This window comes from Stenotrophomonas sp. Ste86 (assembly GCF_024519465.1).
Taxonomy (GTDB): Bacteria; Pseudomonadota; Gammaproteobacteria; order Xanthomonadales; family Xanthomonadaceae; genus Stenotrophomonas.
The window spans coordinates 51,052-62,222 of record NZ_JALJRW010000022.1; the positions used below are offsets into that span (position 1 = coordinate 51,052).

Annotated in this window: 11 protein-coding genes; 5 read left to right on the forward strand and 6 right to left on the reverse strand. The window is 68.0% G+C overall.

The genetic code is table 11. The features are described 5' to 3' along the window. Nucleotides 1-39: 39 nt before the first annotated feature. Nucleotides 40-270, forward strand: coding sequence for an RNA-binding S4 domain-containing protein (locus NR101_RS16095; RefSeq protein WP_256776841.1), 231 nt, complete (start codon nt 40-42; stop codon nt 268-270). A 31-nt stretch (nt 271-301) separates the two neighbouring features. On the opposite strand, the gene ubiM is transcribed toward NR101_RS16095, so the two are convergent. From ubiM to NR101_RS16115, 4 genes are all read right to left on the reverse strand, one after another. Continuing rightward, nucleotides 302-1,510, reverse strand: a complete 1,209-nt coding sequence (gene ubiM, locus NR101_RS16100; protein WP_256776842.1) for a 5-demethoxyubiquinol-8 5-hydroxylase UbiM — start codon at nt 1,508-1,510, stop codon at nt 302-304. A gap of 98 nt (nt 1,511-1,608) precedes the next feature. After that, nucleotides 1,609-2,004: an MAPEG family protein gene (locus NR101_RS16105; protein ID WP_256776843.1), complete on the reverse strand. Its 396-nt coding sequence runs from the start codon at nt 2,002-2,004 to the stop codon at nt 1,609-1,611. Between the two features lie 3 nt (nt 2,005-2,007). Beyond that, entirely contained in the window at nt 2,008-2,538 is a 531-nt protein-coding gene (locus NR101_RS16110; RefSeq protein ID WP_256776844.1) for a DUF4019 domain-containing protein, read from the reverse strand. A gap of 59 nt (nt 2,539-2,597) precedes the next feature. Beyond that, nucleotides 2,598-3,740 carry a hypothetical protein gene (locus NR101_RS16115; RefSeq protein ID WP_306175585.1) on the reverse strand — a complete coding sequence of 381 codons (1,143 nt, stop codon included), beginning with the start codon at nt 3,738-3,740 and terminating at the stop codon, nt 2,598-2,600. Between the two features lie 172 nt (nt 3,741-3,912). Between NR101_RS16115 and NR101_RS16120 the strand changes: the two genes are divergently transcribed. From NR101_RS16120 to NR101_RS16130, 3 genes are read left to right on the forward strand one after another with little or no spacing between them, the layout of a single operon-like run. After that, nucleotides 3,913-5,379, forward strand: a complete 1,467-nt coding sequence (locus tag NR101_RS16120; protein ID WP_256776845.1) for a DNA-3-methyladenine glycosylase 2 — start codon at nt 3,913-3,915, stop codon at nt 5,377-5,379. After that, a complete protein-coding gene (locus NR101_RS16125) occupies nt 5,376-5,867 on the forward strand; it encodes a methylated-DNA--[protein]-cysteine S-methyltransferase (protein WP_256776846.1) in 492 nt (163 codons plus the stop codon). Before NR101_RS16120 ends, NR101_RS16125 begins: the two co-directional genes overlap by 4 nt. Before the next feature lie 55 nt (nt 5,868-5,922). Continuing rightward, entirely contained in the window at nt 5,923-7,191 is a 1,269-nt protein-coding gene (locus tag NR101_RS16130) for an ectonucleotide pyrophosphatase/phosphodiesterase (RefSeq protein ID WP_256776847.1), read from the forward strand. A gap of 518 nt (nt 7,192-7,709) precedes the next feature. On the opposite strand, the gene NR101_RS16135 is transcribed toward NR101_RS16130, so the two are convergent. Together NR101_RS16135 and NR101_RS16140 are read right to left on the reverse strand one after the other, a co-directional pair. Further along, on the reverse strand, nt 7,710-7,892 hold the full coding sequence (locus NR101_RS16135; protein ID WP_038689543.1) for a 30S ribosomal protein THX: 183 nt from the start codon (nt 7,890-7,892) through the stop codon (nt 7,710-7,712). A 108-nt stretch (nt 7,893-8,000) separates the two neighbouring features. Then, on the reverse strand, nt 8,001-8,414 hold the full coding sequence (locus NR101_RS16140) for a MerC domain-containing protein (RefSeq protein WP_256776848.1): 414 nt from the start codon (nt 8,412-8,414) through the stop codon (nt 8,001-8,003). 166 nt (nt 8,415-8,580) lie between these two features. Between NR101_RS16140 and NR101_RS16145 the strand changes: the two genes are divergently transcribed. Beyond that, the gene (locus NR101_RS16145; RefSeq protein WP_256776849.1) at nt 8,581-10,770 is read left to right on the forward strand and encodes a TonB-dependent receptor; all 2,190 of its coding nucleotides are present in this window, start codon (nt 8,581-8,583) and stop codon (nt 10,768-10,770) included. The last annotated feature ends 401 nt before the right edge of the window (nt 10,771-11,171 follow it).

The window sequence follows — 11,171 nt, forward strand, 5'->3', positions numbered from 1 at the left end:
GCCCCAACGTCCGCGCCCCTTCCCCAGGATACCCGTTCCATGCAGACCCTCGAATTTGAACTGGACCGCGACTACGTCGAGCTGAAGCAGTTGCTCAAGCTGGCCGACCTGGTCACCAGCGGGGGCGAAGCCAAGACCGTGATCGGCGACGGCCAGGTCCTGGTCGATGGTGAAGTGGAACTGCGCAAGGCGTGCAAGATCCGCGCGGGCCAGATGGTCCAGTTCGGCGACACCATCATCCACGTCATCGCCGATTCCGACGCGCCCTGATCGGTCGGTCATGACCGCTGGTGGTGACGTCTCAGCGCTGGGTCAGGTGCGCGGCGATCAACCGACGGAACGGCGTCACCCCCTGCGCCAGGCGCAACCCGGCCCGGCGCAGCACCCGGGCCGGCAGGCGGTCGTCGGTATACAGCGCGGCGATGGCGTTGGTGGCCTCATACAACGGGCGTGACGCCAGCCGGTGGCCGCGCTCGTAAGCGGACAGCCCACCCGGGGCGGCAATGTCGGTACCCCGCACCGCTGCCCGGGTCAGGATCGCGGCCAGCCGATGCTGGCTGAGCAACCCCAGGTTGAACCCGTGGGCGGTGACCGGATGCATGCCCACGGCGGCGTCGCCGATCAAGGCACAGCGATCGCCGACGAATGCGTTGGCATACACCCCCACCAACGGATAGGCCTGTGGCCGCGCGGTGGGCTGCATCGCGCCCAGCCGGTGTTCGAAGAAGGTGCTGATGCTGCGCCCGAAGCGGTCTTCGTCCTGCGCCAGCAACGCCTCGATCTGGCGCGGTGGCAGGGTGATCACCGCCGAGGCCTGGTCGCCGTTGAGCGGCAGCAGCGCCATCGTGCGCCCATAGCCGAACCACTCCCAGGCGGTGTGCCGGTGCGGCACCTCGATCCGCATCCGGCAGACCAGCATCGACTTGCCGAAGTCGCGCATGCGCGCGCCTATCCCGAGCATGCGCCGGGTGCTGGAAAAGCGGCTGTCGGCGGCGACCACCAGGCGTGCGACCAGGCGGCGCCCATCGGCCAGGGTCACCACGCTGTGGCGCGGCCCGGCGACCACCCCGACCACCCGCGTTTCATCCAGCAGTTGCAGGCCGCGCTGGCCCTGCACGCTGTCCCAGGCGGCGCGGCGGATCAGATGGTTGGGCACCAGCCAGCCCAGGTCGCCATCGGTGCGCTGGGTGTTGGCAAAGGTCAGCGCGAACGGCGAGCCGCCGTCAAGGACCTTGGCATCCCGCAGGGGGGAGATCTCGGCCGGGTCCAGCCGCGCCCAGATGCCCAGCGTTTCCAGGATCTGCCGCGAGGCGTGGGTCAAGGCAATCTCGCGGCCGTCGAACGCCGGCTGCGCCAGTGCAGCGCGCGGCTGTTGTTCGACCAGGCTGACGCGCAGGCCGCTGTCGGCGAGCGTGCGTGCGAAGCACAATCCGGCCGGCCCCGCCCCGACCACCACCACATCCACCGACTGTTCCGGTGCGCACTGCTGCTGCGGGCTTGCGTCCGACATGTTCCATCCTGCGGTTGCGTGTCGGTGCCAGCTTACCGCCGTTGGCCCAACCCCCGCCTTGATCTGGATCAGCGGGGTCGGCCGGGATTCACCGTGTTCTACAGCAGGGCGAAGATCAGCTTGATGATGCCGATCAGCGAGACCACCCACACCAGGCTGCGCACGTACGGCACCCCGGCGGCATACAGCGGCAGGTAGACCACCCGCGCCCAGAAATACAGCTGCACCGCCAGCGCGGTGGCGCTGTCCTGGCGCTGGGTCAGCACCACCGCCAGTACGGCAGCAGCGAAGAACGGAAAGGTCTCCATGAAGTTGGACTGGGCGCGCTGCAGGCGCCCGGTCAGCGGCCGCACCGGCGGACCCTGCGCATCGCGCGGCGAGGCGTTCCACTTCAGGCCGCGCTCGTGGGTGACGGCGGTGGACGCGGCAAACAGGTGCACCAGGCCCAGCACCATCGACCACGCCAACATCTGGATCTCGATACTCATGGGCATTCCTCAGGGAGTGGCGGCACGCACGCTGTAACCGGCCAGGCGCCAGACCCGATCTTCGTCGAGCCGGAAGGAGACCAGTTCGCGCACCGGCTGGGCGCTGTTGGCAAACCGCGTGGGGAAACTGACGTTGATGTAGAGCCCTTCGGGCACCGTCGCGCCCGGCGCGTACTTGACCCGGGTCACCACCGGCTGACCACGCGAAGCCAATGCCCCCAGGCGCTTGCGATCGGACGTGAGCTGGCCGACGAAGGCCTGTTCGGTGACCGATTTCTTCGCGATCGCCGAGGCGCCCTTCCAGGCCTCGGCGGCGCGGTTGGCGTCCACCAGCTGTGCCACCTGCAGCGCGGCGGCACTCAACTCGGCGTCCTGCTTGTGCACCTGTGCCTGCTGCGCCGGGGTCAACGCCGGCCGTGCGGCCGGTGCGGCGGCCGGTGCCGGGCGCGCCGGGGCCGGGGCGGGCGTGGCCGGTGGCGAGGTCTGCGCATGGGCAACGGCGGCCAGCAGGAACGAGGACAGCAGCAGCGGAACACGCATCGGGACACCGTTGGCTGGAAAGAAGGAGGCCAGTCTACGGGAACCCCGTGAGTGGTCCGTCAGTTGCGTTCGGCCGCTTCCGTCGGTGTCTGCCCGGCATCACCGACGGTGCGTTCGGTCGGCGCCTCGCGCGTCGGCGTCACGCTGGATGGCAACAGCGTGGACACATCGATTTCCGACAGCGGGCTCTCGTCCGGGCAGGTCACATCGGGGAAGCCGAAGCGCTGCTTGAGGGTCTGCCCGCAGCTGTTCACCGCTTCCAGCTCACTGCCGTCGTGCTTGCACTCCTGGTCGAAGGCGACGAGGAACGCGTCCTTGCGACGCACGAAATCATCGCCGCACTTGCGCATCTGCTTGATCCGCTCCAGGTCGTCCTGCACCGCGTTGGTGCCGTCCAGCCCGAACTGGCGCAGTTCCTCGCTGCTCAGCAGGCGCAGGCTGCGGTTGGGCACGGTCATCATCAGGTCGGCCACGCCCACCGCCACGCCGTTGCGCTGCAGGTAATCCTTGACGTTGTCGTAGACCTCGTGGAGTTCGCGGTTGAGCTCGGCACGCGAGGTCGCCCTGGAACTGATCCGCATCATCCGGTGGATGCCGACCTTGCCGGCCACCAGGCGGTTGTCGCCGGCAGCCAGTACGAACACACACGCGCTGTGGCAGACCGAGCCTTCGCGGATCCAGATGGTCCAGTTGGATTCGCCGATGCGGTCGCCGCCCACGATCGCCGCTTCGACCTGGCCGCCGCTGGAATCCAGGTCGAGGATGCGCTTGGAGATGTGCTGCGCGTCGGCCACCATCGCCAGCCGCGCGACCAGTTCGGAGAACCCGGGGTTGATCTTGCCCGCGTACCGCACCCGCACCAGGCCGCGTTCGGCGCACGGTGCCAGCGCCGCATCGATGCTCTTGCGATCCAGCGCCTCCAGTGCAATGCCATCACCGGCCGCGCCGGCATAGTCGGTATCGCAACTGACCCAGGCCTTGCCGTTTTCCAGCGCGGCCTGCGGCCAGCCCTGGTCGCCGCGCTTGGGCGGCGCGGGCAGCGGGGCGGGCACATCGGCGGCGTTGATCGACACCATGTGGTCGCCGTCGGCACTCTGCGCCCGCACCGCCTTGTCGGCGGCGGTGACATTGCCCGGATTCTCCAGCTGGCTGCAACCGGCCAGGCCCAGGCACAACAACGGCAACCACCACGACTTGAGCAACATGAACAACCCGGTATCCCTACAGAGGAGCGCGCGCAGCGGCACGTGAATGCACAGTCTAGTGCGCAGCGCCCGCTTGGCGGCAACCTGCCCTGAACCACGCCGTCGCGCGATGGCATTGGTGTCCGAAAATGGCGAGCCCGACCGCCGCCCCGGGCATAGACTGGCGCCCATGGATACCGCCCTGCCCCTGGACCACGCCGCCTGCGAAAGCGCCCGACTGGCGCGCGACGCACGTTTCGACGGCGTGTTCTTCACTGCGGTGCGCAGCACCGGCATCTATTGCCGACCCGTGTGCCCGGCACCGCCGCCGAAGCCCAGCAATGTCGACTACTACCCCACCGCAGCCGCAGCGGCGGCGGCCGGCTTCCGGCCGTGCCTGCGCTGCCGTCCCGAACTGGCACCGGAGGCACAGGACGCGCTGAGCAGTGAAACCCTGCAGCGCGCGCTGGCGTTGATCCACGACAGCTTCCTGCAGGATGCGCCGGTGGCCGATCTGGCCGCGCGGCTGGGGCTGAGCGCGCGCCAGCTGCAGCGCCTGTTCGTCGCCCGGCTGGGCGCGGCCCCGGCGCAGATCCACGCCACCCGGCGCCTGCTGCTGGCCAAGCAGCTGCTCACCGAAACCGCCCTGCCGATCACCGATGTTGCCATGGCGTCGGGCTACAACAGCCTGCGCCGCTTCAATGCCGCGTTCGTCGAGGGCTGCGGCATGCCACCCACCGCGATCCGACGCCAACGCGGCAGCGTGGACGCTGGCACCCTGAGCCTGCGCCTGGGCTACCGGCCACCGCTGGATTTTGCCGCGATGCTCGGCTTCCTGCGTCGCCGGGCCATTCCCGGCATCGAGTGCATCGACGCGGACAGCTACCAGCGCGTGATCGGCCCGCCCGAGCGCCCCAGCGTGATCCGGGTCAGTGCCGATCCCAAGCGCCCGGAGCTGCGGCTGCAGCTGGGCCAGGTCGATCCGCGCGCGATTCCCTCGATCGTGCGCCGGGTACGGCGCATCTTCGACCTCGATGCCGACCTGCGCATCGTGCACGCCACGCTTGGCAAGGATCCGCTGCTGGCACGCGGCATCGCACAGCGCCCCGGCCTGCGCGTGCCCGGCGGCTGGGACGGCTTTGAAGTGGCGGTGCGCGCGGTGCTGGGCCAGCAGGTGAGCGTCGCGGCGGCCACCACCCTGGCACGCCGCGTGGTGGATCGTTTCGGCCTGGTGCTGGAGGGCATGCCGACGGGCCTGGACCGTCAATTCCCCACGCCGCAGGCGCTCGCCGATGCACCGCTGGAAACGATCGGATTACCGAAGACACGCGCGGCCACCGTGCGTGCCGTCGCTGCCGCCGTGGCCGAGGGCCGCCTGGATTTCCAGGCCGGGCAGCGCCTGGACCAGTTCGTCGAACGCTGCGTGGCCCTGCCCGGCATCGGGCCGTGGACGGCGCATTACATGGCGCTGCGCGCGCTGGCCCTGCCCGATGCGTTTCCCGCCGGCGACCTGGTTCTACAGCAGGTGCTGGGTGGCGACACCCGCCTGACCGAGCGCGCCACCGAAGCCCACTCGCAGGCGTGGCGCCCTTGGCGGGCCTATGCCGTGCTGCACCTGTGGCACCTGTCCACCCCCACTTCCGGAGTGAACCCATGACGCTGCTCTACGACACCTTCGACAGCCCGATCGGGCCCCTCACCGTGGCCGGCGACAGCCAGGGCATCCACCACATCCTGTTCGAGAACAACCGCTACGACGCCAAGGGGCGCGCGCAATGGCAGCACGATGCGCACGCACTGCGCGATGCACGCACGCAGTTGCTGCAGTACCTGCACGGCCAGCGCCAGCAGTTCGACCTGCCGCTGGCACCGCACGGCACGACGTTCCAGCTGCGCGTGTGGAAGGCGCTGGCCGATATTCCGTTCGGGCAGACCTGGAGCTACGTCGACCTGGCGCGTCACATCGGCCACCCCACCGCCAGCCGCGCGGTCGGCGCCGCCAACGGGCGCAATCCGCTGCCGATCGTGCTGCCCTGCCACCGCGTGATCGGCAGCAGCGGTGCGCTCACCGGTTTCGGTGGCGGCCTGCCGACCAAGGCCGCGCTGCTGCAGCTGGAAGCGCAGCGCGATGCGTTGTTCGCCTGATGCCTGTGCCATCGGTTGTCTTCGCGGCGTCACTACGGCGAACTATGATGGCCGGATGACTTCCGTTCGCCTTCCGTTGGCGCTCGTCGCCACGCTCACGCTCACGCTGGCCGCCTGCGCCACCTCGCCTTCCACTGCGCCCGTCGCCCTCGACACGGCCGCTGCGCACGCCGCGCCGAGCGCGCGACCGAAACTGCTGCTGGTCTCCATCGACGGCCTGCGTGCGGACATGCTCGATCGCGGCATTACGCCCAATCTGGCCCGCATCGTCCACGACGGTGTGCGTGCGCGCTGGATGACGCCGTCGTATCCGTCGCTGACCTTCCCCAACCACTACACGATCGTGACCGGCCTGCGTCCGGACCACCACGGCATCATCCACAACAGCATGCAGGCCGAACATCTGGGCACGTTCCGCCTGAGCAAGCCCGAGGCGATGACCGATGCGCGCTGGTGGGGCGGCGAGCCGATCTGGGTGGGCGCGGAGAAGGCCGGCCTGCGTACGGCGACGTGGTCGTGGCCGGGCAGCGAAGCGGCCATCCAGGGCGTGCGCCCCAGCCAATGGAGGGTATACGACAACACCGTGCCGCTGCCCGACCGCGTCGACCAGGTCTTGGCCTGGGCCGGGCAGCGCGATGCGCAGGCACCGCAACTGATCACCCTGTACATGGAACAGGTCGATCACGCCGGTCACGACAAGGGCCCGGATTCGCCCGAATATGCTGCTGCGGTGGTCGAGGTTGATGCGGCGATCGGTCGCCTGCTCGATGGCCTGCAGGCGCGTGGTCTGGATGCGGACACCAATGTCATCGTGGTCTCCGACCACGGCATGGCGAACGTGGCTGACGGCCACACCATCGCAGTGGAAGACATGGTCGATCCGTCGATCGCCAAGGATGTGTCAGTCGGCCAGTCGGTCGGTTTCGCGCCGTTGCCGGGCAAGCAGCAGGAGGCCGAGCGGGTGCTGCTGGGGGCACATGCGCGCTACGACTGCTGGACGCGTGAGACGCTGCCGGCACGCTGGCACTACGGCAGCAATCCGCGCATTCCGCCGATCGTCTGCCAGATGCATGAGGGCTGGAATGCGCTGTCGCGCGCGAGCATCGCCAAGCGCACGCCGGGCGATCGCGGTTCGCATGGGTATGACAACGCACTGCCCTCCATGCGCGCGGTGTTCATCGCACGCGGTCCGGCGTTCAAGCAGGGGGAGACGTTGCCGGGTTTCGACAATGTCGACGTCTATCTGCTGCTGACCCGCCTGCTCGGCATTCCCGCCGCACCGAACGACGGCGATCCGAAGACCTTGTTACCGGCGTTGCGTTGATCGCGCAGTACGTTCCGAACGCCCCGCCTGTATTTCGCTTGGCTTGGTTCTGAAAGCAGTGCCGGAGCAACGGCGGCGAGTGTGCACCTTTGCTGGTTTGGGCGGGGGGGTGTGGGTTCGCGGGACACGCCGTAAATCCATCCGTGGAGGCTCGCGTACGCCATCCATGGCGTACGACGGTCCCGCGAACCCACCCCCCCCCGCTCTCTACAGTTTTCTGGTGGCCTGGGGCGAGCACAGCAGAGCAGAAGGCGCTCTTCCGCCTTTTTTTCGTTGCGCGCCCGCAAACTGTCAAGGGCGGGTACGGGTAGGCTTGCGGGACCGTCGTACGCCATGGATGGCGTACGCGAGCTTACAAGGACGTACTTGCAGCGTGTCCCGCAAGCCTACCCGTACCCGCCCAAACCAGTACAGGCGCACACCCGCCGCCGTTGCTCCGGCACTTGATCTCGCCCTGAAAAAATCCCAAAAAAAAACGCGGCGCAAGCGCCGCGTTTTCTTCGACCCGCCTGACGGGATCAACCGGCCTTGGCGACAGCCTTCTTGGCAACGGCCTTCTTGGCCGGCGCCTTGGCAACGGTCTTCTTGGCGACCGGCGCAGCTGCGCCCACGGCCACCTTGCTCACCACGTGCGAGCGCGAATTGCCGTAGCTGGCGTTGAAACGCTTGCCCTTGGCGGTCTTGCGGTCACCCTTACCCATGTCGTCAACTCCTTAGTCTTGAATCTGATTACCCCGCACTGACACGGGTTCGGCGGGGCCGCCCTCTCAGGCGCCCCCGCGCACGATCTGGAAGCCTACCACAGCGCCTCAATGCGCACAGCTGGCGTCATGGATGTGACCATGGTTCAAACGCAGGTTCACCAGGTGCGCCACCCCCACCAGCACGCCGCCGAGCGTCATCACTACCGCGTGCGGCACCGCCGAATGGTGCAGCGGGTCGTACAGCAGACCGGCCCACAGGGCCACCAGCCCCGGCACCAGGAACCCCAACGCGCGCAACGCGCCGTGTCGACGGTAGCCCCAGACCAGACTGAACAGCCCAAGCAGCGTGACGAAGCTGACCAGGGCCAGTTCCACCCCGTCACCCAGCCAGACCGACAGGCCCAGCGACGGCGCGGCAGCCAGCAGAATCGGCAGCACCGCGCAGTGCACCGCGCACAGCAGCGAGCCGGTGGCACCGAAGCGATCGAGCAGATGACGGAGGCGGGGGAACAGGGGCATGACTTCCAGCAGGGTCGGCGAAGCGTTATGGAATAATATAACATCAATCCCGACGCGCACCCCCTCGGCCCGTTCCTCCCCCGTAACGCCCCCTCGCTGTACCTGCCCCGCCAACGGCTGCGCGCGCCACACCATTGATACATTGTAACAATTGACGACGGACCCTTTGCCCATGCGCTCTTCCCGCTCCCTCCAGCCCCACGCCCTGTCCCTGGCCCTCGCCGCTGCGCTGATCCCCTCGCTCGCCCTGGCCGCCGACGATGCCGGCCAACGTGACCACCACCTGACCGAACTGTCCACGGTCAAGGTCACCGCCTCCCCGCTGCAGGGCGACGCCGAATCGCTGGCACGTCCGGTCGATGTGCTCGCCGGTGAACGCCTGGACGAACAGAAGGCCGGCACCCTCGGCGACACCGTGGCCAAGCTGCCCGGCGTGCAGAGCACCTTCTTCGGCCCGGGCGTCGGCCGCCCGATCATCCGTGGCCAGGAAGGCCCACGCGTGGCCGTGCTCTCCAACGGCATGGGCAACATGGATGCCTCCACGGTCAGCGCCGACCATGCCACCAGCACCGAGCCGTTCCTGGCCGACCAGATCGAAGTACTGAAGGGCCCGGCCACGCTGCTGTTCGGCAGCGGCGCGATCGGCGGCGCGGTCAACGTGGTCGATGGCCGCATCGCGCGCGAACTCCCGGACCGCCCGCTCAGCGGTCGCGCCGAGCTGCGCGGCAACTCGGTCAATGACGAGCGCAGCGGCATGTTCCGCCTGGACGGTGTCAGCGGCAATAATGTCGTGCTGCATGTCGATGGCCTGGTCCGCAATGGTGATGACTACCGCATTCCCGGCTACGCGGTGATCGATGGCCTGGAAGACCACAGCGGCCACGACCATGACGCCGCCGACAGCGACGAACCGCGTCGCGGCCGCCTGGACAACAGCTCCGTGCGCACCCGCGCCGGCGGCGTCGGCGCGACCTGGCTCGGCGACGGCGGCTACTTCGGCGCCTCGGCCAGTACCTACCGCACCAACTACGGCATTCCCAACGGCGCACACGTGCATGCCGAGGACGACCATGATCATGACCATGGCGACGAAGAGGAAGAAGGCGACGAGCACGACGTTCGCATCGACATGGTGCAGAACCGTTTCGAAGCCAAGGGCGGCATGTACAACCCGACCTCGTTCCTGAAGAACATCAACCTGCGCACCGCCTACACCGACTACGAGCACGTGGAACTGGAAGCCGGCACGCCCTCCACCCGCTTCACCAACCGTGGCATCGAAGCTCGCCTGGAAGCCGTGCAGCAGCAGATCGGCGGCTGGGACGGCGCGTTCGGCCTGCAGTTCGGCAACAGCGATTTCGGCGCCAAGGGCGAAGAGGCCTTCGTGCCGGATACGGGTACGAAGAACATCGGTCTGTTCGTGCTGCAGGAAAAGCAGTTCGGCCCGTTCAAGCTCGAACTCGGCGGCCGCCATGACCAGGTGAAGCTGGACCCGACCGGCGATTACCGCGCGCGCAAGTTCGATGCCACCAATCTCTCCGCGGCCGGCATCTGGACCCTCAACGACGCCGTCGATCTGCGCTTCGGCATCGACAGCTCCGAGCGCGCGCCGACCAATGAAGAGCTGTATGCGGCCGGTGCGCACATCGCCACGCGTTCGCTGGAAATCGGCGATGCCAACCTGAAGACCGAGCGCGGCCAGCGCGTCGAACTGGGCATCCACACCCACAGCGATCGTGTCGACTTCTCGGCGTCCATCTATCAGACCAAGTTCAAGGACTTCATCTACCTGGCCGAGACCGGCGTGGTCGAATCGCTGCCGGTGCGCCTGTGGACGCAGCAGGACGCGACCTTCAAGGGTGCCGAAGCCGAGGCGCTGTTGCACCTGTTCGAAGGCAGCGCGGGCGATTGGGATCTGCGCGTGTTCGGCGACTACGTCAAAGCCGAGCTGGACGGCAGCGGCAGCCGCACCGTGGACATCGCGGTGCCGCACGGCGACCACAACCACAACTACAGTGTGGACCTGGCCAACAGCGGCTACCTGCCGCGCATCGCGCCGGGCCGCGTCGGCGCCGACCTGCGCTGGTCCAGGGACGGCTGGCGCGCGTCGGTCGGTGCGGTGCGCTACAGCAGCCAGAAGGACGTGGCGCAGAACGAAGACCCGAGCAAGGGCTACACGCTGGTCGACGCCCACCTGGCCTACCGCTGGGACCGCAGCGACAGCAACAGCTATGAGGTCTTCCTGGACGGCAGCAACCTGACCAACCAGGAAGTGCGTCCGCATACTTCCCTGCTGCGCGATTACTCGCCACTGCCGGGCCGCGGCGTCGCCTTCGGCATCCGCGCGTACTTCTGATTTTCTCTCTCCAACACTGGGGTAGCTGCTTCACCCTTGAGGGGGCCGAAAGGCCCCCTTTTTTTGGTTCTTCTCCCATCCGAAGGGAGCGTCTTGCTTCAGGGGCCGTCGCAGAGTGAGCACGAGGCTATGCGTGTGGACGGGCAGTGCCGGCAATGTGTGGATTGGCTGGCTTCTCCGTTCGGGGCTGCCGCGAGCGTGAGGGCCCCTTAGCAGCCGGTAGGCCCCTGGCGCAAATGTCCCCCGGCCGCTGGGCGGCCTCCTCCTTTATTTTGCCCAGGGGCCTACCGGCCGCTAAGGGGCTCGGCTTGCGGCACAAGCGGGGAGCGAGGCTTCTCTGACGTTCGTCGGTGGGTCGGGCGCTGGGCGCCCATGCCCTTGGAGGCGAAATAAAGGAGGAG